At 42.5% G+C, this 24370-nt stretch carries 19 protein-coding genes and 2 pseudogenes; 6 read left to right on the forward strand and 15 right to left on the reverse strand.

All coding sequences use genetic code 11. The features are described from left to right. Positions 1-13: 13 nt before the first annotated feature. The 4 genes from ACFODW_RS06570 to ACFODW_RS06585 all read right to left on the reverse strand — a co-directional run bounded on the left by ACFODW_RS06570 (position 14) and on the right by ACFODW_RS06585 (position 8089). Entirely contained in the window at positions 14-256 is a 243-nt protein-coding gene (locus ACFODW_RS06570) for an indolepyruvate ferredoxin oxidoreductase subunit alpha (RefSeq protein ID WP_390304489.1), read from the reverse strand. Positions 257-272: 16 nt separating this feature from the next. Next, complete coding sequence (locus ACFODW_RS06575; RefSeq protein ID WP_390304491.1) at positions 273-1274, reverse strand: NAD(P)/FAD-dependent oxidoreductase; 1002 nt, start codon at positions 1272-1274, stop codon at positions 273-275. 496 nt (positions 1275-1770) lie between these two features. Then, complete coding sequence (locus tag ACFODW_RS06580; RefSeq protein WP_390304493.1) at positions 1771-6783, reverse strand: lamin tail domain-containing protein; 5013 nt, start codon at positions 6781-6783, stop codon at positions 1771-1773. Between the two features lie 490 nt (positions 6784-7273). Then, positions 7274-8089, reverse strand: a complete 816-nt coding sequence (locus tag ACFODW_RS06585; protein WP_390304495.1) for a 5'-methylthioadenosine/adenosylhomocysteine nucleosidase — start codon at positions 8087-8089, stop codon at positions 7274-7276. Between the two features lie 256 nt (positions 8090-8345). On the opposite strand from ACFODW_RS06585, the gene ACFODW_RS06590 reads away from it, so the two are divergent. Then, positions 8346-9143: an Ltp family lipoprotein gene (locus ACFODW_RS06590; protein ID WP_390304497.1), complete on the forward strand. Its 798-nt coding sequence runs from the start codon at positions 8346-8348 to the stop codon at positions 9141-9143. A 102-nt stretch (positions 9144-9245) separates the two neighbouring features. On the opposite strand, the pseudogene ACFODW_RS06595 reads toward ACFODW_RS06590, so the two are convergent. Beyond that, positions 9246-9382: pseudogene (locus ACFODW_RS06595) on the reverse strand (SDR family oxidoreductase); the annotation flags it as partial. A 229-nt stretch (positions 9383-9611) separates the two neighbouring features. Here ACFODW_RS06595 and ftsZ point away from each other — a divergent pair. Beyond that, positions 9612-10781 carry a cell division protein FtsZ gene (gene ftsZ, locus ACFODW_RS06600; protein ID WP_390304499.1) on the forward strand — a complete coding sequence of 390 codons (1170 nt, stop codon included), beginning with the start codon at positions 9612-9614 and terminating at the stop codon, positions 10779-10781. Positions 10782-10937: 156 nt separating this feature from the next. On the opposite strand, the pseudogene ACFODW_RS06605 reads toward ftsZ, so the two are convergent. The 9 genes and pseudogenes from ACFODW_RS06605 to ACFODW_RS06645 form a co-directional block, all read right to left on the reverse strand. Next, positions 10938-11081, reverse strand: a pseudogene (locus ACFODW_RS06605) (5-methyltetrahydropteroyltriglutamate--homocysteine S-methyltransferase); the annotation flags it as partial. A 112-nt stretch (positions 11082-11193) separates the two neighbouring features. Continuing rightward, positions 11194-11613, reverse strand: a complete 420-nt coding sequence (locus ACFODW_RS06610) for a hypothetical protein (RefSeq protein ID WP_390304500.1) — start codon at positions 11611-11613, stop codon at positions 11194-11196. 15 nt (positions 11614-11628) lie between these two features. Next, the gene (locus ACFODW_RS06615) at positions 11629-12627 is read right to left on the reverse strand and encodes an ABC transporter ATP-binding protein (RefSeq protein WP_390304502.1); all 999 of its coding nucleotides are present in this window, start codon (positions 12625-12627) and stop codon (positions 11629-11631) included. After that, positions 12620-13645: an ABC transporter ATP-binding protein gene (locus tag ACFODW_RS06620; RefSeq protein ID WP_390304504.1), complete on the reverse strand. Its 1026-nt coding sequence runs from the start codon at positions 13643-13645 to the stop codon at positions 12620-12622. The genes ACFODW_RS06615 and ACFODW_RS06620 overlap by 8 nt, the downstream gene beginning before the upstream one ends. A gap of 19 nt (positions 13646-13664) precedes the next feature. Next, the gene (locus ACFODW_RS06625; protein WP_390304506.1) at positions 13665-14522 is read right to left on the reverse strand and encodes an ABC transporter permease; all 858 of its coding nucleotides are present in this window, start codon (positions 14520-14522) and stop codon (positions 13665-13667) included. Between the two features lie 23 nt (positions 14523-14545). Continuing rightward, positions 14546-15490: an ABC transporter permease gene (locus ACFODW_RS06630; protein WP_390304508.1), complete on the reverse strand. Its 945-nt coding sequence runs from the start codon at positions 15488-15490 to the stop codon at positions 14546-14548. 80 nt (positions 15491-15570) lie between these two features. Beyond that, entirely contained in the window at positions 15571-17169 is a 1599-nt protein-coding gene (locus ACFODW_RS06635) for an ABC transporter substrate-binding protein (RefSeq protein ID WP_390304510.1), read from the reverse strand. 18 nt (positions 17170-17187) lie between these two features. Next, complete coding sequence (locus tag ACFODW_RS06640) at positions 17188-18369, reverse strand: M20 metallopeptidase family protein (protein ID WP_390304654.1); 1182 nt, start codon at positions 18367-18369, stop codon at positions 17188-17190. A gap of 431 nt (positions 18370-18800) precedes the next feature. Continuing rightward, on the reverse strand, positions 18801-19838 hold the full coding sequence (locus ACFODW_RS06645; RefSeq protein WP_390304512.1) for an NAD(P)/FAD-dependent oxidoreductase: 1038 nt from the start codon (positions 19836-19838) through the stop codon (positions 18801-18803). A gap of 160 nt (positions 19839-19998) precedes the next feature. Here ACFODW_RS06645 and ACFODW_RS06650 point away from each other — a divergent pair, with 160 nt between their 5' ends. The 4 genes from ACFODW_RS06650 to ACFODW_RS06665 are packed head-to-tail and all read left to right on the forward strand — an operon-like array spanning position 19999 to position 23726. Beyond that, on the forward strand, positions 19999-20859 hold the full coding sequence (locus tag ACFODW_RS06650; protein ID WP_390304514.1) for an ABC transporter ATP-binding protein: 861 nt from the start codon (positions 19999-20001) through the stop codon (positions 20857-20859). Then, positions 20792-21706: an iron-hydroxamate ABC transporter substrate-binding protein gene (locus ACFODW_RS06655; RefSeq protein ID WP_390304516.1), complete on the forward strand. Its 915-nt coding sequence runs from the start codon at positions 20792-20794 to the stop codon at positions 21704-21706. The genes ACFODW_RS06650 and ACFODW_RS06655 overlap by 68 nt, the downstream gene beginning before the upstream one ends. An 18-nt stretch (positions 21707-21724) precedes the next feature. Continuing rightward, a complete protein-coding gene (locus tag ACFODW_RS06660) occupies positions 21725-22726 on the forward strand; it encodes a FecCD family ABC transporter permease (protein WP_390304518.1) in 1002 nt (333 codons plus the stop codon). Positions 22727-22754: 28 nt separating this feature from the next. After that, positions 22755-23726, forward strand: coding sequence for a FecCD family ABC transporter permease (locus tag ACFODW_RS06665; protein ID WP_390304657.1), 972 nt, complete (start codon positions 22755-22757; stop codon positions 23724-23726). Positions 23727-23814: 88 nt separating this feature from the next. Here the strand turns inward: ACFODW_RS06665 and ACFODW_RS06670 are convergent, their stop codons facing one another. Then, positions 23815-24255, reverse strand: coding sequence for a CHRD domain-containing protein (locus ACFODW_RS06670; protein WP_390304520.1), 441 nt, complete (start codon positions 24253-24255; stop codon positions 23815-23817). Between the last annotated feature and the right edge of the window lie 115 nt (positions 24256-24370).

Consider the following 24370-nt stretch of genomic DNA (forward strand, 5'->3'; position numbering starts at 1 on the left):
TCCCCTCCTATATTTAAGTCGCCTGACTAAAATGCTTCTCATTCAACACGATGTATTCTTCCTCTTCCTCTGGAACTTCTTCTTCCGCATAGATAGCCTGCACTGGACATGCTGATTCACATGCAGCACAATCAATACATACATCCGGATCTATATAAAACATGTCATCTCCCGGGTGGATCGCATCAACCGGGCAAACTTCCACACATTCAGCCGCTTTTTCGTTATGGCAGGGAGAAGTTATTACAAATGCCAATGGGATTCCTCCTTCTCTATACTTTTATCTTCTCAAATAGACTCGTGCTATGCTGTGGCTGTTGACGTGCTCTGGGGTCAACATAGGTTTTGATGCTGCTTATCGCTGTCGCAGCGTCACTAAAACCACTTGCTATTAATTTTACTTTGCCATCAAAAGTAACAATATCACCCGCTGAAAAAATGCCTTCTATATTCGTTTCCATCTTGGAATTGACTACTATAGATTTCTTTAAAAACTTCAGCCCCCATTCCTTAATGGGTCCAAGAGAAGATACATATCCATAGTTTGTAATTAATTCATCCAATTCTATAGTCAGCGTTTCGCCACTATCATTTTTTTGTAGGGATATAGCGTGGATTCTATCCTCATCACCATGGATATCCAGTAAATTATAGGGAGTGAAAATACTAATACTCGAATTTTCCATATCACCTACACTAGCTTCATGGGCTCTAAAGCGTTCTCTTCGGTGAATAATGTTGACCTTTTTTGCTATCGGTTCCATCATAAGTGCCCAGTCTACTGCAGAATCTCCACCACCTAATATACAGATTTCCTTGTCAGCAAATTGTTGCAAATTTTTTATAAAGTAATGTAAATTTTTCCCTTCATAACTTGCCGCTTTTTTATGATCAATACGGCGGGGGGTGAATGCCCCAATTCCTGCAGCAATTAGAACAGTCTTAGAATAATGAACATCTTTATCAGAAATTAATCGGAAATCCCCTTCGTCCGTTTTTACAACACTCTCCACTGATTCCCCCAAAACTACAGTTGGATCAAATTGCTTAGCCTGTATAACTAGTTGGTCGACTAAATCCTGAGCCTTTGTTTTTGGAAAACCTGCAACATCATAAATATATTTCTCTGGATATAAAGCGCTAAGTTGGCCGCCTAAGTGTGGCAAACTTTCAATTATCTTCACTTTTAATTGACGCATGCCACCATAAAAAGCTGAAAAGAGTCCGATAGGCCCTCCTCCGATAATAGTTACGTCATAAATATCTTCACTCATTTGTCACACCTCCTTATAACAATAATTCATATAACGTTCTAAAAACGCATTAATTTATTTCGTTATATGTATAGTATCAGCACCCAACACTTATGTCAATATTAAAATTAATTTAATTAGTCAGAATAATTGTTGGTTATTTTTCGTTAATTCGCTTGCAGCCCGTGAGTTTATTTCTAAATATTACAAGCCGGGACAAATCCCATTCATGGACACACTTTATTTTAGAAGTGGATTCAAGAGCTGATCAAGACAGTGGAGGAAGCTACGGAAGGTTCCTGATTACGTGGATGTATTCCAGGGGCTGATTGCGCAGGCGACCAATCTTTTCATCCTTGAAATAAAAAACGGGAACATGGTCGTAAGTAGACCTTGTTCCCATTTTTCTCATATTTATTGTAGCTTGACTAAATGCTTCCTTCGATGAACCGGGGTGCAGTGCTGCTATCCGGAATTTTCTTCAATAACTGGGAAGATGTACTGCCCCCGTGTCCCGTTAAAAGCTAAATTTAAGTACTTCATCTTGGAATTGACTCATTTTAAAGGTTTCTAAGTCAATTCCGTTTGTTATGGTTAGGGTAACTTCTTTGTCTCTTAAAATATCTACTTGTTTTTTGCTTAATAATAGATTACGAGCTTTTTTCTCGTTATAAATGTTAATTTCAATGTGTGCTCCTTGTTCTAGTGCCTGTAAATCTTTCGTATGAACGGTTGCCGTTCCATTGTTTTTCTTCGGTTGGATTTCTACTGCCGGCTGCTCATCATTTTCTTCTTCCTCATCTGGTGCATTTTCACCTTTTACAAATGTCCATATATCAGATGTTGTTGAACCTGTATATTGGTCCTGAGCTATTGCATACCAGGAGTATGCTTGCCCTTCTTCTAAACCTGTCCATACTACTTCAGCAGATTCTCCACTAGGAACATTTGAAACGGTGCCGATTTCCGTATCTGTGTACACGTTCACAGCGAAATAATCGGTTGCGACTTGTTTCTCTTGTACAGATAAATCAAGCTCCATCACAAATTCATCTTTACCTGGATGTTCTTCCGTATCATAGAAATTATAATCATCCATATAAGGCGAGTAGGTGTTTACGATGATACGGTTGTTATCTTGGTCAAAATGAAGCAGTCTCATATATCCTTGGCCGCCTTCTGGCCCTGCTTGATAATCGGCAAGCATTTGGTAAACAGTACGGTCCGGCGTTCCGTCCCCATCATCATCAATTTCATCGATATATGTTTGTGCTTCATGATAGTGGCCACTTAGAACGGCAATCACATTTTCATTTGGAACAACGATTTCATTATATAGCTTTTCCCCTAATGGGTGCCTTGTCCCTGTTGCCAGAAGGTATTCATGGAAATTTAAGATTGCTTTTCTGTCAGGATGTGCTTCCAGAACCTCGTTAACCCAGGCAATTCCTTCATCTGTCACGTCCCAGCCAAGGTATACCATGATATAGTCGTTTCCACCGGCAGAGATTAAGTCGTAATGGCCACGATTATTGAGGTAGGATCCACCGTAGTATGGCTTGTCCTGGAATCGATCTTCCCCAAACCACTGGTAGTACTGGGTGTAATCGTTATTCACACCACCGACATCATGGTTTCCTGCCAGTACACCATATGGAATGTCATGCTCATCAAGTGTGCCCATGAATTGATCGGCATGTTCCCATTGGTACGGTTCCGTGGATACATCAACTAAGTCCCCAGTATGGAAAACATATTCGATCTTTAACTCTTCCTCATTTTCTGCGATCCATTGTGTTTGTCTGTCAAAGATATGTGGATAGCTTTCAGAGTAGTATTGGGTATCTGTCATCCATACAAAGGTATAGTCGTATTCGTCTGGTGAGCTTGGAATTTCATCTTGCACCAGGGCTTGGATTTTGTTGTCTTTTACAAATTCCCCTACTTCCACATTTCCAGTTAATTCAAAGTCCTCTGTATCTGCTACCTCGTAAGTTATTAATACCCAATCATTTTTCTCATAGCTCCAAGCATACATGGATACTTTTCTGCCTTCCAATGAATGGCCTTGCCATACTAATTCCACCACATCGTTTTCATCGACATTTTCATCAATAGTTACTTCAAAACGATGGTATGGGAATTGTGTATCGGAATTGGTTGTTAAGTAGCTTCCATCTATCTCAGAAACTTTTGCGATATCCTCTGCTGTTAGGGCTTGTTCCCCTTCTGGGACGATTGTTTGTGGTGGTTCTGTATCTACCGCATTCTCAAATGCTTTTACTTGCTCGGTTTGACTTGGATCGTATTGGTAGCCTTCATAAAAGGTAACATCCATTGCATCATTGGTTGGGTCAGTTACCTTCACTTTTAATGCTGGATCTCCATTAACTGCTGCCTTACGATCATCTCCTGGTGCTTGAAGCTCTGGTTGATCAGGATTCTCATCAACTACGGTGAACGGAATAACCGTTTCTTGTTTGTTTCCAACTGTATCTGTTGCAGTTATGGTTAGTTGATGTTCTCCTGCTTTTAGTTCCGAGGACGCTGTTTCATATGGAATTTCAATTTGCTTCCCATCAAGCATTGCTTGAACCGTATCAACTCCAGCGATATTATCTGTTACATCAGCATCGATGGTAAAGGCACCTTTATATTCTTTTCCTGTCTCTAAACTTGTTTCTACAACAGGTGCACTATTATCGATTAGAACGGTTGCTTGTACTTCTTCATCTGCATCTTTTGCCATCACCACATGCTCGCCATCAGATACACTTGTTGTATCCCAATTATATGTTTTCGAACCCGCATGTTCTTCCGCGATGGTAAATGTGAAATGTTCAAATGGGTTGTCATCATTCATTCCAATGGTTCTTGCTGGATCACTGAAATTCGGATCTCTTAGAATCGTTCCATCCGCTAGAACCAAGCGGACATTTCGCAAATCATAATTGTCCCGGTTTTCTTTGGACTCTAAGTCATATGGGGATGCTTTATTCCCGGAACGGACTGTAATCGTATTTTCGCCTATTTGCAAAGAATCTGGATCAATTGGGATACTAAATGTTTTCCAGTCTGTAAGCCAGTCCTGATCCATCATAAATAGAATCTCATCACCCATTGTGATGGCATTTTTGAAATATGTGTTTAATCCATTTACTTCATAAGCAAAGTAAGCCGTGCGTTCCAAGGATTGATAAATATTCTCTACTTGCTTTGTTCCATTAAAATATAAACTCACATTTTCATCATCCGCTTGGGATGTTCCTTTTACAATGACATTGCCATTCAGGATTTCATTGTCCTCTACATTTAAACGAAGACTAGCATGGTCAAAATCACTTGTAATTGCAATTTCATATGTCTCGCTTTTTACTTCATTCACACCATCTGTTGCCACAAAATAATACTCTGCTTTTTCATTCCCAATTAAATCCGGGGAATAGATGGTATGGCGAAATTTTCCATCCTCATCCGCCTGTAAAATGACATCTTTGTATTCTGGTTGATTGCTTGTTTTATAGAATAAACGGACACTGATGACTTCTTTATCGTCTGTTACATCGGTAACAAGCTGAATATTTTCCTTCTCATTGATTTCTGTAACCTTTGTTTCATTGTTAATAGTTGGTGCTACCGTATCCTCTGCTAATGCTGCCGGTTGTTCTGGAACTTGGAACGATTCTACCGCGCCAGGAGTTGCATCTTCCATCCCTGCATTTACTTTTGTTGACTCAATGGATCCATCTTCAGGAAAACGATAAACAATCCCTTTGTTTGGTAATGTATCGTCGTTCATCGTATCGTTATAATAGGAAACAGCAATTTCCTTTCCGGAGTTTGTTTTCACTACTAATCCACGTGAGCCACCATTGGACATTCCTCCACTATAAATACGTACAATGTCTTCGTTTTCTACTAGATTTGTTCCATAGTTCGCATTAAAGTCTGCAACTGTTGCTTTTCCATTTTTGGCATTAATTAACCAGAAAACAAGAGTTTCCCCAGCAGGAATCACAACCTCCTCTGGTACGGATGGCCAAACAACGTCTCTGGATGGGTCTTTATCATAACGGTAATTCAATTTATAGTCTTTTAGATTCATAGATTCATTCGTATTGTTATATATTTCAATAAACTCATAGCCATCTGCCCCATCAATATTGGAAGTATCTGGCACAATTTCTGTCACTAAAAACTGTGGGACCTCATTGTAATCTACGGCAGCCTTTTCCACTGTGATGGTGTATGTATCTGTTCTGTACTCACTTGATCCGTCTGATGCGATGATATAGTATGAAACATTGTCTTGCACTGCTTTACTTGGAATCTCAGCAGAATAGGAAGATGGATCCTCTGAGCTGGCATGCATGGTCAAGGATGTAAAGTTTTCCGCGCCTTCTTCCTTATAGTAGAGTGTTGCAAATGGTACAGCCAAATTATCGGTAATTGTCGCAGTTATCCTTATAGGTGAAAAAGAGCTGCTTTTAGTAATTGGGGTATGTTCTATTACTGGTGCTTCTGTATCCTCTTCTACATCTGGTAAAGCCACCGGTGTAGCAGGAACCTGAGCCTCGTCAATCATCCCTGGTGTAGGAGGAGCTGCAGCCTGTTCTTTTACCATTTCCGTTCCTTCTACAGGATAGCGATAATGAACATCCACCCCTGTATTATCATTGTCTACACCAAGATAACTTGCAGAAATCATTTCATTTCCTTCATTATCCTTAATAATAATGGCACGATCCCCACCATTACTGAAACCAGGGAATCCAGAGGTATACTCTGCCACTTGATCACTTGTCAAGCTTGTCCCAAAGTTAGCGTTAAAATCATTTAGAGAGCGATCGCCATGATTAAACCAAAGGACCATCGTTTCTTGTGGCTCGATTGTAACCGCAGGAACTTGGAAAATCTTCTCCTCTCCGCTGTTGGTATAATGGTAAAAAAAGGAATAATTCGCTAAAGATAATGGCTGATTTGTATTATTATAGAGTTCAAAAAACTCATAGTAATCCGTACCACCGCCTTCTGAGTTGGGAGAGATTTCTGTAATTAATAGATGCGGATAACTGTCAAAATCCTCCTCTACTGCAGGCGGTTCATTGTTGTCTGTTTGCTCTAAAGTGGTGTTAGCTTCTTCAGCAACTTCCTGTTGAACTGCTTCCTCTTCCGTAGTTTCTGTGTTGTCTTGTATATGCTCTTCCGCCTGAGGTTCTTCTGGTTCTTCTAGTTCTTCTGGTTCTTCTAGTTCTTCTGGTTCTTCTACTTCTGCTGATTCATTTAATGGGGCTGTTTCCTTGTCTGAAGTGGTCTTAGAAGTTTGTTCTTCTTCTGCAGGGCCTTGCTTTGCCTCTTCACTGTCAACAGCTTCTTCCTCAAGTAAAATCTCCTCTGTTTCCACGCTCTCTGCTTCTTCCGCTGCCACCGGCTTGATTGGTAAAACCATTGCAACGTCCGAAAAACATACGATACAAATTAATAACAATGATAAAAACCTATTTCTCTGCTTTTTCGATCCGCTACCCATTGTGACCTCCTTGTAAAATGTATTTAACGTTCTTTATTATGAAGGTCAATTGTTAAATTATGGTTAAAATATTCTAAATTATTATTAATGTCTACAAAATCCGATTACCTAATTTTATAGCATTAAAAAACAATCGTTTTAGCATTGGGCATTCAATAAATGCATTCTCTGATATCGTCCATAGCGCCAAGAAACTTGGTGTGAAAGCTTGAACGATACAATGACTAATCAATGGCTGGACCTTTCTCAATGGAGGAATCGCTTTTTCATAGGAATGTTGCCGCAGCTTAAAACCTTCCCCCTGATTCAATAAACGGTTGGCAAGCGTCTCTTTGTAACGGATCAATATGTTCCGATTTGATAAAAAAACGCCACAGACCTCGCTGTGGCGTTTCATTAGATTTGTTGATCCCTATATATGAATCTAGAAAGGAATCCTCTCTCCTCCCATTCTTCGAGAATAAGGAAGTCAGGACATTCTTTTCCTTCCCTACATCCCCTTCAACATCTCTTCAATCACATGACTTGAGTTGTTCGCTGCTTCTTCTACAAAGTTTTCTTGGATTCCGGCAGCTTCTTCCCCTGCATCATCGGAAGCTGAGCGGATGACGACGTACGGAATTTCATTCAAGTAGGCGACTTGTCCGACGGCCGCTCCTTCCATCTCGACTACATACGCATCAAATGTTTCATAGATCCAGTCCGTTTTTTCTTCGCTTGCAATGAATTGGTCTCCTGTCGCAATCGGCCCCTGGAATACATCCACGTAATCAGGAAGGCCTTCTGTAGCTTCCTCCGCTAGCTTGATCAGTTCTTGATCCGCTTCGAAATACAGTGTGTCCATGTATGGAATTTGTCCCGGCTTGTAATCTTTAGCTGTTTCGTCCATGTCATGATGCACGGTCTTTGTAGAAATGACGATGTCTCCAAGACCTAAATCAGGATGGATACCGCCTGCAACGCCAGAGTTGATCAATACGTCCGCTCCAAAATCACTGATGAGCATTTGAGCTGCGGAGGCCGCATTCACTTTCCCAATTCCGGATTTTACCAGGACAATCGGCTGCCCTTCCAGATTTCCTTCATAAAAGGTCAACTGCCCTTTCTCGGTTGTCTCTTCCACTTCCATATTAGAATGGAGAATGTCAATTTCCACTTCCATTGGACCGATTATTCCTACTACGTTTTCTTTTTCTTCCTCTTCGGCAGCCGCTTCTGTATTCTCAGCCTGGTCCCCACATCCTGCCAGCAAAAGAACCAAAATGACGCTCCCGATTAGACTGCCTACCTTTTGTTTTAAATTCATGCTGTTTCCTCCTAATAAGTAAAATACGAACATTAAATTAAATTACGTAAATAACGTACGCTTTTTATTCTACACAATTCCCTACTACTTGCCAACCCTTCTCCGTGAAATTATTTAAAACGAATATTAACAAGAAAAAGTGTATACTTCCATTAATTGGTAGGAAGTAAATGTTACAAATAGTTTACAAATATTACAAATGGCTCTATGCTAAAAAGGGACTTATATCCTAGGAATAAATTTAGGGGGAAATACATTGAGTACTTTATTGATTTTAGTCGGATTGTTTGGGTTTCTCGGCTTTGGCTTTTTGGCTATCGTGAGTGTAATTAAGAAGAACGGCCTAACCAAGAAGCGTTTCATCAAAAGTGGAGTTCTGTTTGTTGTTATGATTGTCGGTTTCTCGATGATGGATTCAGGTGTTGTAGAAGAGACTGCATCGAAGGAAGCCGGTGCCGAAGAAGAAGAGATTGAAGAAGAAGAGGAAGAACCTAAAGAAGAACAGTCGAAAGAGGAACCGAAAGAGGATCCTAAGGAAAAATCTGAAGAAGAACCTATAGAAAAGCCTAAAGAAGAAGCTAAGGAAGTATCAAAAGAAGAACCTAAAGAAGAAACACCACAATTAACTCTTTCCCAGGAAAATGCATTGCAACAAGCGAATAGTTATCTAGCATATACCGCATTTTCTAAGCAGGGGCTTATAGAACAATTAGAGTATGAAGGATTCAGCAACGAGGATGCGACCTTCGCTGTGGAAAACATAGAAGTAGACTGGAGAGAGCAGGCTGTTCTATCCGCTCAAGATTACCTTGCATATACGGCATTTTCTGAGCAGGGCCTTATTGAACAGTTGGAGTTTGAAGGATTCAGCAACGAGGATGCGACCTATGCTGTGGAGAACATGGAAGTTGACTGGAAAGAGCAGGCCGTTCTGTCTGGCGAAAATTACCTTGACTATAGCTCATTTTCCAGAAGCGGCTTGATCGAACAGTTGGAGTTTGAAGGATTCAGCAACGAACAAGCAACATATGCAGTGGATCAAATCGGGTTGTAAGCAATACTAAATAGATGAAGGGGAGGAAGGGAAACCATCCTCCCTTTTGATGATGAATCAAGAGGTACCTATCTGTGATTGATAGATACCTTCATGTCTCTATTATCTAAACACGATACCGCCATGCGTAATGATAGACTGCCCAGTTATATAGTCGGAGTCATCAGATACCGGAATGATACAAGGTTTGCTACATCCTCAGATTCTTGAGGCCTTCCTAAAAGAATACCACCCGAAAACTCTTTATTTATCCGTAATAAAATTCATCTTAAAAACAACTCACAACATATACTTGTACAATCCTTTTTGATAACCTTCATACTGTGGTAAAGTTAATACGAATAGTGTATTGGAATTGCTTTCAGGCAAACTAGTATTGATAGAATGTCACAGATGATATCCTTGCCCGGCGGAGCCGGCGAAGATCACTTCAATCATCGTAATATTACATAGTAGGAGGAACTGAGAATGTTAGAGTTTGATCCAAATATGGAAGAAATAGCGACAATAAAAGTCATCGGAGTAGGCGGAGGCGGCAATAATGCCGTGAACCGTATGATCGAGCATGGAGTAGAGGGTGTGGAGTTCATTGCCGTCAACACGGATGCACAGGCACTGCAACTCTCCAAGGCGGAAGTGAAACTGCAAATAGGAGGAGAGCTTACCCGAGGGCTCGGTGCAGGGGCAAGCCCCGAGGTCGGGAAGAAGGCTGCACAAGAGAGCAAGGAACAAATCGAGGAAGTACTCCAAGGCGCAGACATGATTTTCGTTACAGCAGGTATGGGGGGAGGAACAGGTACCGGCGCCGCTCCAGTCATCGCACAAATAGCCAAGAACCTGGGATCCTTGACACTCGGTGTAGTTACCAAACCGTTCTCATTCGAAGGAAGAAAAAGGTCCACACAGGCGAATTCCGGAATTGAATCCTTTATAACAGCCGTTGATACACTGATCGTCATACCTAACGACCGGCTGCTGGAGATTGTGGATAAAAACACCCCAATGCTTGAGGCCTTCCATGAAGCAGACAATGTACTCAGACAAGGCGTACAAGGCATTTCCGACTTAATAGCAAAACCAGGGTTGATCAACGTCGACTTTGCCGATGTAAGGACCATCATGGTCGATAAAGGATCAGCTTTGATGGGAATTGGAAGTGCTACTGGAGAAACACGAGCAACAGAAGCAGCCAGGAAGGCAGTCTCCTCTCCATTACTCGAGACTTCCATTGATGGTGCGCGTGGCATTCTGCTGAGTATTACCGGCGGAGATAATCTGAGCCTCTTTGAGGTGCAGGAAGCTGCCGACCTTGTAACATCAGCTGCTGACAGTGAAGTAAATGTGATCTTCGGTTCCGTCATCAATGAGGACCTGAAGGACGAAATCATCGTCACCGTCATTGCCACCGGTTTTGATGAAAATGCCCAACAGAAAAAAGAACAGCCAAGGCAACAACAGCGTCCGGAGCGCCCGGCCAGCCATGACACTCAACAGGCAGCTACCACAGCACCTGAGGAAACACCAAGAGAACGAGAACCGGAGCCGCGGCCACAACAGCCGCAACAGTCCCAACCGGATGAAGACTCACTGGAAATCCCTGCTTTCTTAAGAAACAGGAATCGGAGCCGCAATCGTTAATTGATAATTTGAAGAAAAGCAAATGACCAGTCCCTGTTCAGACTGGTCATTTGCTTTTTTGTAGGGAATTGGAAACTTTTACACGACTGGTTCCCTGAACTTTTTCATATCAGCGATGCAGGCGTGGCGATCATGGAACGATGGTTGGCTGCCATGTTACTCCCACACATCGTTTGCAAGGTCTACAATAAACTTCAACTTATCCCATTGCTGTTCTTCCGTCAGTTTATTGCCGAGATGTGTGGACGCGAACCCGCATTGTGGGCTCAGGCATAGTCGTACATGTGGTACATAATCTGTCCTTTTTAAAAGAAATAGATAATACTTTTATAAGACTATAACAGTATTCCTGGAAAATTGCTCATTAAGAGACGAAATAATAAAAACACCCCAGCATTCCAGCTACATTCATTTAAACCAGCTCAATATGAAGAAAAACCTTATCGCCAGCTTCTTCTTCATGAACAATCCAATTCTTAGAAAGAAGACCTGTCAATTGCTTACGTTCTTCCTCATCAAGTACTAATCCTTTAATACCTCTATCTGTTGTTTGATAATCAACTTCTTCTGTTTTATCAAATTTTAATTTCAACAAGTTCTTTAACCCGTTAAACGTAACGAACTTCACTTGGTATCCTTCTTCAACAATCCGTTGAAAACCCAGAGGATCCTTCTCCCTTAGATGGAGCAAATTACGGAAGTCAAAAGAATCATGCAGACGATTCCAAGCTTCCACATCAGTACCCTCCAGTAATTCTTGATCGGTTACACCTTTACGCTTCAACGTCTCTATCATGTATGCATCCATTAAAGATATCTTTTCAAGCCCCATACATATTTTCTCCTTTCACTGGCGGGTTAACTCCTCCTGTTTGTTTTTCATGGGATAAAAACATGATACATAATCATTATTTTCATCTAACTCTAATGCAGGCACATTTTCCTTGCAATACTCTGTGGCGAATGGACATCTGGTATGAAAAACGCAGCCACTTGGAGGATTGGAAGGAGATGGCAGATCCCCTTTTAAAACAATGCGCTCCCGTTTGTCTTCCTTAGCAGGATATGGTAAAGGAATAGCAGAAAGTAATGCGTTTGTATAGGGGTGACGAGCATTCTCATACAGGGATTCACTATCTGACAACTCCATTACCTCGCCTAGATACATGACACATACTTTATCGGAAATATGTCGGATCACCGATAAATCATGTGCAATAAATATATAGGTTAGACCTAGTTCTTCTTGTAGGTCCTCGAGTAAATTAATGACTTGTGCTTGTACAGAAACATCTAATGCACTGACTGGTTCATCTAATATAATTAACTTCGGATTTAATGAAAGCGCACGAGCAATTCCAATCCTTTGGCGTTGTCCCCCAGAGAATTGATGCGGTAATTTGTTGTAGTCGTCTCTTTTTAATCCTACTAAGTCCATTAATTCCAATACACGACTTTTCAAATCATTGGTTCGCTTGTATGCCTTTAGAGGGGCTGCAATAATATCTCCCGCACGCATCCTTGGATTAAGACTTGTATAGGGATCCTGATAAACTATTTGAATATCTTGTCTGAGTTCGTGCAAATCTTTTTTATTGTATGATGGAATACTTTTCCCTTCAAATAAGATATCCCCGGAAGTTGGGTTTAATAGGCCGACAATCGTCCGGGCAAGCGTGCTTTTTCCACAACCAGATTCACCGACAACTCCTAATGTTTCCCCTTTATTTACGGTAAAATTCACACCATTTACCGCTTTTACATAGTTTGTCGTCCGTTGCAGTACGCCTTGTTTCACTGGAAAATGCACCTTCAAATCCCGTATTTCCAGTAATGGTTCAGACATGTTTCACCCTCCCTTCTTGTTCTTCTCTTTCTACCCGCTCCTTCGCCTCATTGAATTCGGGTTCTGATAAAATACAAGCTGCATAGTGGTCCCCGGACCTTTGCATTAACTCAGGATCTATTTTCTTACATTCTTCCGTAGCGAATGGGCAGCGCGGGTGAAAATGACACCCGCTTGGTCGATTGATTAAATTGGGAGGATGCCCCTCAATATTCAGCAGACGGCGGCGGGATCTCGCATCAATCCGCGGCAGGGACCGGAGTAATGACCATGTATAAGGCATAGAAGTGTGATAGAAAATATCTTCCACATCTCCCTTTTCGACAATCCTTCCCGCATACATTACAAGAACTTTCTTGGCAATCTGTGCAATGACACCTAAATCATGGGAAATAACCATAATCGCTGTGCCATATTTTTCTTGAATTGTCTTCATCAATTCCAATATTTGTGCTTGTATCGTTACATCCAGTGCCGTAGTTGGTTCATCGGCAATTAAAAGTTTTGGATTGCCTGCAAGTGCGATAGCGATTAAGACACGTTGGCGCATCCCACCTGAAAATTGATGGGGATAGGCTTTTAACCTGCTCTCCGGATCGGGAATACCGACATCCGTTAATAGTTCAATTGCTCTTTTTCTCACTTCGTTTTTTGAGAGTTTTTGATGTGTCGATATAGCTTCCATCAATTGATCTCCGATAGTAAAGACAGGATTTAAACTGGACATTGGATCCTGGAAAACCATCGCAATATCGTTCCCGCGTATTTTTGAAAGTTCCTTTTCTTTTAACTGCAGCAAGTCTCTTCCTTCAAACAAAATTTCTCCCTCTGGGTAGAAGGTAGGGGGCTTTTGATTCAGTTGCATAATCGAATGGGCAAGCACACTTTTTCCACTTCCTGATTCCCCCACAATACCGACTGTTTCACCTGGACTAATCGTAAAGGAAACATGATCAACCGCTTTTACTACCCCTCCAGGTGTATCAATATAAGCTTTAAAATTTTTCACTTCCAGCACGGTCTATCCCTCCCATTCATCATGAAGCATATTGCTTTTTCTGTTTAAACCAGCTCTTTTTCGATTTTTTCGTTCCTCTCGCATACGGATCAAATGCATCTCGAAGCCCGTCACCTAATAGATTGAGTGAAAGGACGGTCAAGACGATAAAAATGCCAGGAAAAATCGAATACCAAGGTGCCATGGTTATATAAATCTGTGCTTCCTGTAACATATTGCCCCATGTCGGTGTAGACGGCTCCACCCCAACACCTAAGAAACTTAGTGCTGCTTCAGCCAGTATCGACCGTGCAAAAATAAAGGTTCCTTGTACAATAATGGGGGATAATACATTAGGAAGAATGTATCTTGATAAAATAACAGGATCCTTGACTCCTGAAGTTTTGGCAGCTTCAATGTATTGTATATTTTTAACTTGCAGAACACTGGAACGTACGACTCTTGTCATTACAGGCCAAAAGGAAAAGGTTAATGCAATAATAATGTTCGTTACACTTCCACCTAGGGCTGCTACAAGAGCAAGTGCCAACAGTAAAGAAGGAAAAGCCAGCATCCCGTCTATTACTCTCATAATGATGGAATCTATTTTTTTATAATATCCAGCAATAAGCCCCGTGATTGTTCCTAATATCGTCGAAAGCACGGCAACTGAAAAACCAACCAATAAAGAAACCTTTGCCGCGATAATCGTTTGACCAAAAATATCGCGACCAAAATGGTCCGTACCAAACCAATTTTCTGAGGATGGAGCCATTAATCGTATACTTGAATCCATATCGCTTGAAGAATCAGGAAGCCACCATGAAGCTGTTATTGTTGCCAGTAATAATAAAATCAAAAAGGTAAAAGGAATAAGATTTCTTTTTTTCCGTAACATGAGGACACCCCCCTTTCACTGTATCAATCATATCGAATCCTTGGATCCAAAAAGGCATATAAAAGGTCGACAATTAAATTAATAATGACATATACAAAGGCAATGAATAAAACAACACCCTGTATCACCGGATAATCCCTGCGATGAATCGAATCAATCAATAACTGACCAATACCTGGAATGGTAAAAATCGTTTCAATAATTATCGTTCCACCCAGTAGACCAGCAATCGTTACACCTATCACGGTTGTTGTCGGAATAAGTGCGTTGGAAAATACATGCTTCATTATAACTGTACTTTCTTTCAAACCCTTCCCACGTGCTGTTTTCGTATAATCCTGATTCACTGATTCAAGCATGCTGTCCCTTAGCATCCGGGCAATTAACCCGATTTCTACAGCAGCCAATACAATCCCTGGCAACAGCAAATGATAGATCCAGCCTAATATGTCTTCCGTTATTGGCAGGTAACCTGCTACTGGAAAAATAGGGATCGTGACTCCTAGACCAAGAACTAGCAATAATGCCAACCAAAACTCAGGAATGGAAGTTCCCAGTAGTGAACCGGACAAGAATATAGGATCTAGGATGGTGTTGCGTTTCCATACAATAAAAATAGCTGTCGGTATCGCGATGATCAATGTTAACAGCATCGATACCAGCATGAGACTGAATGTTGGGCCCAGCCGTTCGGCAATGATTTGCGATACAGACTCCTCAGAATAAATAGATTGCCCCAAATCCCCGACAACAATATTTGCTAACCAGTCAAAATATTGGATAACCATTGGTTTATCCAAACCTAATTGTTGTTCCAATTGTTCAATGGCTTCAGGAGAACTATCTTCCCCTAAAATAATGAAAGCAGGGTTGCCAGGGGTTAAGTGAACAATCAAAAATACAATGATACTGACGATAAATAGTACCGGAATGATGGCTAGAAGTCTCCGTATGGTATAATGTAACATCTATTTTCCCCTCCTTTATATCCGTCCATAAAACAAGGGAGCCAGTGTCGTAAAAACCAACATGACTCCCCCTGTAATGATTACTTCTTCCATGTATTCCAAAAACGCGGGCCTAGCCAAGCATCATAGTCTTGAATTTCTTCACTTAAAATATCCAACGTGGTTTCATTTGCTATTTTGAAGAAAGGCAGCTCCTCATACACCGTATGGTTCATTTCGGCTAAAATTTCCTGCCTCTCCTCTGGAGATGCTGCTAATCCCCACTGGTCCATTAACCCTTCCCAACGTTCACTTTCATACCAGCCACTACTGTTTCGATCCGGAACAAGGAAACCTAATTCATTTGGCGAGAATCTAGTAGAGTATCCAATCGTAACGATATCCCAGTTACTCGGGTCCTGCCACCTTTCTAGATAGGTTGCCCATTCATATGGATCTAGCTCAACGGTAAATCCTACTTCTTCCAGCTGTTGTTGTGTCATTTGGGAAATACGTTTATAGTTCTCATTATTATTGGAATACATAATCGTGATTGGCTCACCAGTATAATCTGATTCTTCGAGTAGCTCTTTCGCCTTTTCCGTGTCATGTGCTAAATAGCCATCCGTACCTTCATCTGTATATAGTTCAGTTTGGCTTGGAGCAAACAGGGCTCCATCCAGCTCGTAAAATTCTTCATTCCCATACGTAGATTGTGCAATTTCTTCCTTATCCAATGCATAGTGTAGGGCTTGTCGAACTTTCAAATCATCGAATGGAGGTTCAGATTTATCCGGTATCAGCATGGAATACCCATTAATATACGTCACGGGCTCGGCATTAGGTGTTGATTCGACCACCTCATATAAGTCTGTTGGAATATTTTGAGCGTAATCATATAGATCGGTTTGCATGCCATTTAATTTAACCTGTGGATCTTTTACCATCAAAAAGTTAATTTGATCAAGAACGGCCTCTTTTTTACCAGTAAGCCCGCCCCAGTCCGTTTCTTCCCGTTGGGAGTAATCTTCGAATCGTGTCAGAACAATTTCCGAACCACGTTCCCATCCATTAAATTTATAAGGTCCCGTACCGATGAGCTGCTCGGGAACTAAAGGCTTCTCGCCAGCTTCTTCTGCAATTTCTTTTGGAATGATGACTAAGCCTGTCTTCGGAGCAGCCATATCATCTAGAAAAGCGTTATAGATTTGATTCAATGTGATTTCTACTGTTAAATTATCCACCGCTTTGACATCTGCAATATATTCGCTTGCAACTTGACCAACAGAGGATACAAGCTGCCATCTTTCGAGGGAGGCGACTACGTCTTCTGCTTCAACCGTTGTCCCATCATGAAAGTTTACACCTTCCCGAATATTGATGGTGTACACTTTTTGATCATCTGAAATGGTGTAGTCTTCTGCAATCATCGGTTGAACAGCGAAATCTTTATCAAGTGCAACCAATGTTTCAAAAATATGCCAAGCAATATCCCTAGTCGGACTAGAAGCATTTGCCATAAGGTCTAATGTATCCGGCTCACTGGCGTAAGCAACATCTATTGTTCCTCCGGACTGTTCTTCTCCCGCTTCTGTATTACCTTCCCCAGATCCGTTGCTTGAGCTCTCATTATTACAAGCTACCAAAATAAATGATAATGTAAGAATCGTAAATAATTGTAGAGTATGTTTTAAACGCATGCTGATCTCTCCTAATAATTAGTCAACTAGATAATGTGCAACAATTTTTATAAATGCTTTTTCAATGTTAAGCAAAGCTCTTTCATCAATATCAAATTTCGGATGATGATGCGGATAATGCGTACTTTCACTTTCATTCCTGGATCCTACTCTGAAATAGGTTCCAGGCCTTTCTTTCAAGAAATAAGCAAAATCCTCTGCGCCCATGGTAGGCACTAGTTCAACAACATCTTCCTCATTAAATACTTCTTTAAAAAGCCCTTTTACAATTGCTGTCTCTTCATGGTGATTAAATAAGGAAGGGTATCCTCGTAAATAGTCAATCTCATGGGCTGCGTGGTTTGCACTCGTGATTCCTTGTACAATCGAATGGATTTCTTTTTCCACTAAATCACGTACGTCCTCATCAAAGGTTCTTACCGTCCCCTCAATTATGGCTTCATCTGGAATTACATTAAATGCCGCACCAGCTTGGAATACCCCCAAGGTAACAACAGCAGATTGTAATGGATCCACTCTGCGGCTGACAATCTTTTGCAGGGATTGAACAACCTCACTGCCAATAACAATTGGATCTATCGCTTCATTTGGTCTGGCTCCATGTCCCCCATTGCCTTTAACCGTTATCTTAAACTTATCCACGGCAGCCATTTGGTATCCAGAGCCTACACCAATTTGACCTAATGGGATATCTGATGCCAGATGGGCACCAAACACAGCATCTACTCCGTCCAGAATTCCCTCTTCAATCATAAATTTCGCCCCTCCTGGCGGCTTCTCCTCAGCTGGTTGGAAAACAAAGAGGACTTTTCCCTTTAGTTGGTCCTTATATTTACTGAGCAGCTGCGCTGTCCCAAGAAGTGCTGCTGTATGGCCATCATGTCCACAAGCATGCATAACCCCCGGATTTGCAGATGCATATGGGGTATCATTTTCTTCATGAATCGGCAGGGCGTCAAAATCTGCACGTAAAGCGATTGTTTTACCTAGCCCTTTTCCTTCCAATTCGGCAACCATTCCATGGCCACCGACTTGTGTTTTCACAGAAAGTCCAAAGCTTTTCAATTTCTCTTCAATGAAGGTTGCTGTATGTTTCTCTTCAAATGATAACTCCGGATGCTTATGTAAATATCTGCGCCAATTCTGAACGTCTGAAAATTGCTCATCGATTCTCTCAATAATAGATGAAAATTCTCTAATCTGGCTCAATTGTATCCCCCACAATCTGTACATTAAGTAAAAAGAGTTTAATAGATGAATACACCAAATAATAACCATATTAACCTTAGTTGTCAACTAGGTTTAATATAGTTTTATAACACTGCTATAATAATTGTTCCTTATTTACCGCAATAAGGCTGTGAGGATATGTCCCACTGGTGACAGGACTCCAGAAAAATAACTATATTTATAGTCAATAAATTTCACTGTTTAACTGATAATCTGTTCATTAAAAAAAGGCCTAAGGAGATAGACACACCTTGAGGCCTTTCCATGCTCGGAAAGAGGCTTAAATGTTCCGTATTTCGTATAGGATGTCAGACGGTAACTGTGTTGCATTTTAAACAATATAAATGACTGTCTATCCAACTGCTCAAACATCTGGATATACGCAACCATTTCCCGTTAAATTACCCCAGCATCTCCCTTACAATCTCATGGTTCCTTTCATCAAACTGCTCATTATGGGAGGAAACCATGGCTGTAGCCGGGGCAGCGGGATCGATATAATTCTTCACACTGTTGACGGCATTCACCGCATCTTGAAATGCTCCGACAAGCAAGTTCACCTTACCTTCGTAGAATATATTATCACCTGCTGCAAATATTCCCTCCTGGCTGGTACATCCCTGTGCATTCCCATGGTAAAAGCCATCCTTTGTCCGTTCCATGAGAAGGTTGTCAGAGATGTCCAGGGAGTTGTCCTGGTGATAGCCATGATGGACCAGTACATGGTCCACTCGCTCTTTGGTTATTTCGCCGGTCCATACATTTTCCAGTACGGCCTCATCCAAATAGCTACCAACACCCTCCAGTGATCGGATGACAGTATTCTTCAAAATAGTCGCATTGCTGTTTTCCAGCTTGTCCACCTGGGCTTCATGTGCTCCTGCTTCTCCTCTTCGATACACCAGGATTACTTTTTTAGCAATACTCAACAGCTCTACAGCCCAGTCTATCGCGGCATTGCCACCTCCGGATATCATCACGACCTTGTTATGAAGGGACTTGATGGAAGGCATCTTGTAATGGAGGTTGTTCCCTTCAAAGCGACTGCTTCCCTCGATCTCTAGGCGCTTCGGAGTGATGATCCCTCCCCCATTTGCCAGAATCACTGCCTTGGAATAATGCTTATTTCCATCATCCGTGGTAAGGATAAACTGGTTGTTGCTATCTTTCTCAATAAAGCCCACTTTCTTTTTTGTAAAAACAGTCGGTTGGAATGTAAGTGCCTGTTCTACCAGTTGTTTTGCGAATACGCCCCCTGTGACAGGAGGCTGTCCGCCAACATCCCAAATCATTTTTTCCGGGTATAATGTAACCTTTCCGCCAAGTGATGGTTGTGCTTCCAAAATCTTCGTCTTCATCCCACGCAGTCCGCTATAAAAGGCTGAGTACAGACCCGCAGGCCCTCCACCGATAATCGTGACATCGAATAGCTCCTTCATGATACGTCCTCTCCCATCCATCTATTTATTATTTTTTTAATTTTCATTGACAGCAAGCGGTTTACTATTTACTATCTAACATATGTAATAGATAATGATAATCATTTTCAATTATCATACCATGAATAGTATAAAAATTACATAGGGAGGGTTGAATTATATGCGATTGACCGTTGAAGATGTCCGGGTCGGCTATGAAGACAAGACGATCGTCCATGATCTGAGCATGTGCATCCCGGATGGCAAGATTACTACCATCATCGGTTCCAACGGATGCGGCAAATCCACGCTGCTGAAGGCGATGACCAGGGTAATCGCCCCACAAGCCGGGCAGATTATGCTGGACGGAAAGGCGATTGCCCAGATAAATACAAAGGAACTAGCAAGACAGCTCGCTTTTCTTCCGCAAAATCCAGACAGTTCCGGCGGCCTCCTGGTGGAAGAACTGGTTTCCTATGGCCGTTTCCCCTACCAAAAGGGGTTTGGCAATCTATCCAAAAAGGACAAGGAAATCATCCAATGGGCGCTAAACGTTACCCAGACAGAAGAGTTCCGTGACCAGTCATTGGATTCCCTTTCAGGTGGCCAACGGCAGCGTGTCTGGATCGCCTTGTCATTGGTTCAGGATACGGATATCATCTTTCTGGATGAGCCCACCACCTATTTAGATATGGCCCACCAACTGGAAGTATTGGAATTGCTTCAGAAGCTGAATAAGGAAGAAGGCAAAACCATTATCATGGTGCTGCATGACCTTAACCAAGCTGCACGCTTCTCGGATTTTGTGATAGCACTCTCAAATGGCAGACTCATCCAGGCTGGGATTCCAGAGGAAGTCATCACGCCGGAAGTTTTGGAAGAGGTGTTTCATATAGATGCCGTCATCGGAAAGGATCCGCGAACAGAAAAACCCATGTGTATCACATACAATCTATTAAAAGGAGAGAAGAATCATGAAAAAATTAATATTCCCAATGCTTATACTACTCACCCTCCTCTTGGCAGCGTGTTCCAGCAGTAATGCGGATACAGGCAGCGAGGAAACAACGGAAGAAACCATTACATATGAATCCGAATCAGGGCCGGTCGAGGTACCGGCAAATCCTGAACGTGTTGTCGTGTTGTCCTCCTATGCCGGGGATCTTATCAAGCTCGGAGTGAATATCGTCGGTGTCGACTCATGGTCGGCCATGAACCCCAATTTTGAAGAACACTTGGATCAAGCGGAGGTAGTTTCCAATCAGGACTTGGAGAAGATCATCGAATTGGAACCAGACTTGATCATTGGTCTGAATAACATTGAAAATGCCGACAAACTTCAGGAAATCGCCCCAACCGTTCTGTTCACGTATGGTAAAAACGACTATCTGGAGCAGCATATCGAAATCGGAAAAGTCGTAAACAAAGAAGAAGAAGCGAGAGAATGGGCGGAAGACTTCGAGGCACGTGCGCAAGCCCTGGGCGAGGAAATCAAGGCCAAAATCGGCGAAGATGCCACTGTCACGGTGATTGAAAACTTTGAGAAACAATTCTATCTCTTTGGAGACAACTGGGGCCGTGGGACAGAAATATTATACCAAGCCATGGATCTGAAGATGCCGGAGGCGGTAGCCGAAACCGCATTGGAACCCGGATACTTTGCCATCTCCCAGGAAGTCTTGGGTGATTATGCCGGCGATTATGTGATTTTGAGCTTAACCGAAGATCAGGACACATCTTTCTTGGAAGCAGATTGGTATAACAATATAGACGCAGTCGAAAAGGGGAACGTCTTCCGGGCGAACGCAAAAGCCTTTTATTTCAATGATGCTCTGAGTCTTGAGTATCAGTTGGATTTCTTTGAAGAAAAATTTCTCGGAAACAAGTAACACAGGGGAACAAACGAGATGAAAAAGGTCCGTTCCCTCCCCTTCCCTATGTTGTTGCTTACAGCTTTACTGTTATTGTTCCTAAGTTTCTATGCCGCCCTCACATTCGGTGCGGCTGACACGACCTTCCGGGATGTCTGGCATGCCATGATTGGCGAGACTGGCGGGGATTACTACTCCGTTTTACGGGAAATTCGCTTCCCACAGGTGATTGCAGCATTCTTTGTCGGTAGTGCCCTAGCCGTTTCGGGGGCGATCATGCAGGGTGTTACCCGCAATCCCCTCGCAGACCCAGGCCTGCTCGGCATCACTGCAGGTGCTAACGCAGCCTTGGCACTGACCATGGCACTTATCCCATCGGCATCTTACCTTTCCATCATCATCGCCTGTTTCATCGGAGCTGCGGTCGGAATGGGGATTGTTTACGGGATTGCGGGCTCCATGAATACAGGCCTTTCTCCGCTGAAGCTAGTGTTGGCAGGGGCTGCCGTTACAGCCTTTCTCCAGGCCCTGGCTGACGGAGTGGGGATCCTGTTCCATATATCCAAAGACGTTTCCATGTGGACAGCCGGCGGTTTGATCGGAACCACATGGCAGGCACTTCTGGTGGTTCCTGTCATCATAGCCGGACTGCTAGCCAGTCTAGTTCTCAGCCGCCATTTGACGATTTTGAGCCTGAATGAAGAAGTGGCCGTCGGGCTGGGTCAGAAAACCACCTTGTTGAAAACCTTGCTGATGGGCATTGTGGTAATCCTTGCCGGGGCCGCGGTGGCTCTGGTTGGAAATCTTGCATTTGTGGGACTCATCATTCCCCATATTGTCCGGGGGTTAGTTGGTTCCGACTACCGGATGATTGTTCCCATGTCAGTAGTGGCAGGCGGACTGTTTATGATCCTCGCAGACCTGGTTGGGCGCACCCTGAACGCCCCGTTTGAAACCCCGGTTGTTGCGATTGTAGCCATCGTTGGTTTACCGTTCTTCTTACTATTGGTGCGAAGAGGAGGACGAGCATTTGGTTAGCCATCAGCAAAAAAAACAAAAGAAGTGGATGATCATTCTTCTGCTTATATTTATCGGGGTATTTACCTGCAGCATTTCCCTGGGCGACTCCACTCTTTCCCTAGGGCGTGTCTTTCCGGCGTTATTCGGGTTCGGGGCGTTCAAAGAAGAATTCATCCTATTTTCTATCCGCCTCCCCCGGACCATTATCTTGGCCCTTGCAGGAATGGCCCTTGCCATGTCCGGTGCATTATTGCAAAGTGTCACAAGGAATGACCTGGCAGACCCGGGTATTATCGGGATAAATGCCGGAGCCGGTGTCGGAATCACCTGTTTTTATCTCTTTGTCCAGTCTGATATCCAGCATTATGCCTATGTATTGCCGATTGTCGCTTTCATCAGCGCGATCGTTACTGCATTGTGCATTTACTTCTTTTCCTATGAAAAAGGAAAAGGGATCCAGCCTGTCAAACTCGTATTGGTCGGTGTCGGTTTTGCCTCTGCCCTCTCCGGGTTGATGATGCTGCTGATTTCTTCTGCAGAGCGCAGCGATGTTGAGTTTGTCTCCAGATGGCTCGCCGGCAATATTTGGGGAACAGACTGGCCATTCATCATGGCGCTTCTTCCATGGCTCCTTGTTTGTCTGCCGATTATCTTTTACAAAGCAAACACGTTGAATATCCTGGCCATGAATGAGCCGAGCGCCATCGGGTTGGGTGTCTCCTTGAACAAAGAAAGATTCCTCCTGATCATTATTGCCGTAGCACTGGCAGCTGCAGCGGTATCCGTGACAGGAGGTATCAGCTTTATCGGTCTGATGGCTCCTCATATAGCGAAGAGCTTGGTGGGCCCCAGACACCAATTATTCCTCCCAATCGCTTTGTTGATGGGAATGATTTTACTAACTGCAGCAGATACGATCGGCCGGAACCTGTTAGGATCGGATACTATTCCAGCCGGGATCGTGGCAGCATTCATCGGGGCCCCTTATTTCATTTATTTGTTAAGGAAATCAAATTAACGTATAGAATACTTTAAAACCTGGACACTTCTTCTACAAGGAGGATGGTCCAGGTTATCTTTTTTATTACCCCTTTTGGCTATTATACTTAATACCTTCTATGCTGAAGAGGAATAATCTGCCCTCTAATTTCCCCACCAGGATTTTGTTCGGTATGTGCATTTACATACGTCAATTCTCTTCGCATCAATGTAAGCAAGTCCTTTACATTTCTTACGCCTACATCATTTGGAACGATATCCTTATCTGCAATAACTCCTGTAACTACCCCTCGGCGAGTGGTTATCCCATTTTGTTCTTCTAAAGTCTCTAGGTCAGCGCCAAACAGGAAGGCGAGAACAGGTCCATTTTCATTGCGGGCTCCAAAGTGAATATGCGCTTGAATGAAATTTCTAATATTGTTGACTTCCAGCTTAAATTTAATTTTTCTGCCATCCTCATTAACGAGAAACTTAGCTTCTCCAAACGCATCTGTCCTTACTGGGGGTACTTCGTTTCTCCCTTTTAAATCAGCGATAAATCTCTCCATGAATTCCACCTCCTTCGTACACGGTATGTAAAATGGAGTAACCTTGTATAGGTGAGGGAAATTAAAAGCAAAAAAAAGGCAAATAATTGTGCTGGAACACAAATTAGCCTAAGAG

The sequence above is a fragment of the Virgibacillus sediminis genome (genome assembly GCF_042643265.1).
GTDB lineage: Bacteria > Bacillota > Bacilli > Bacillales > Amphibacillaceae > Virgibacillus_O > Virgibacillus_O sediminis.

Coding starts and splice junctions, on each gene's coding strand:
- ACFODW_RS06575 (WP_390304491.1), bottom strand. CDS start 1,274: ATGAGTGAAGATATTTATGACGTAACTATTATCGGAGGAGGGCCTATC.
- ACFODW_RS06580 (WP_390304493.1), bottom strand. CDS start 6,783: ATGGGTAGCGGATCGAAAAAGCAGAGAAATAGGTTTTTATCATTGTTA.
- ACFODW_RS06585 (WP_390304495.1), bottom strand. CDS start 8,089: ATGAATTTAAAACAAAAGGTAGGCAGTCTAATCGGGAGCGTCATTTTG.
- ftsZ (WP_390304499.1), top strand. CDS start 9,612: ATGTTAGAGTTTGATCCAAATATGGAAGAAATAGCGACAATAAAAGTC.
- ACFODW_RS06610 (WP_390304500.1), bottom strand. CDS start 11,613: ATGGGGCTTGAAAAGATATCTTTAATGGATGCATACATGATAGAGACG.
- ACFODW_RS06615 (WP_390304502.1), bottom strand. CDS start 12,627: ATGTCTGAACCATTACTGGAAATACGGGATTTGAAGGTGCATTTTCCA.
- ACFODW_RS06625 (WP_390304506.1), bottom strand. CDS start 14,522: ATGTTACGGAAAAAAAGAAATCTTATTCCTTTTACCTTTTTGATTTTA.
- ACFODW_RS06630 (WP_390304508.1), bottom strand. CDS start 15,490: ATGTTACATTATACCATACGGAGACTTCTAGCCATCATTCCGGTACTA.
- ACFODW_RS06635 (WP_390304510.1), bottom strand. CDS start 17,169: ATGCGTTTAAAACATACTCTACAATTATTTACGATTCTTACATTATCA.
- ACFODW_RS06645 (WP_390304512.1), bottom strand. CDS start 19,838: ATGAAGGAGCTATTCGATGTCACGATTATCGGTGGAGGGCCTGCGGGT.
- ACFODW_RS06650 (WP_390304514.1), top strand. CDS start 19,999: ATGCGATTGACCGTTGAAGATGTCCGGGTCGGCTATGAAGACAAGACG.
- ACFODW_RS06655 (WP_390304516.1), top strand. CDS start 20,792: ATGAAAAAATTAATATTCCCAATGCTTATACTACTCACCCTCCTCTTG.
- ACFODW_RS06660 (WP_390304518.1), top strand. CDS start 21,725: ATGAAAAAGGTCCGTTCCCTCCCCTTCCCTATGTTGTTGCTTACAGCT.
- ACFODW_RS06665 (WP_390304657.1), top strand. CDS start 22,755: ATGATCATTCTTCTGCTTATATTTATCGGGGTATTTACCTGCAGCATT.
- ACFODW_RS06670 (WP_390304520.1), bottom strand. CDS start 24,255: ATGGAGAGATTTATCGCTGATTTAAAAGGGAGAAACGAAGTACCCCCA.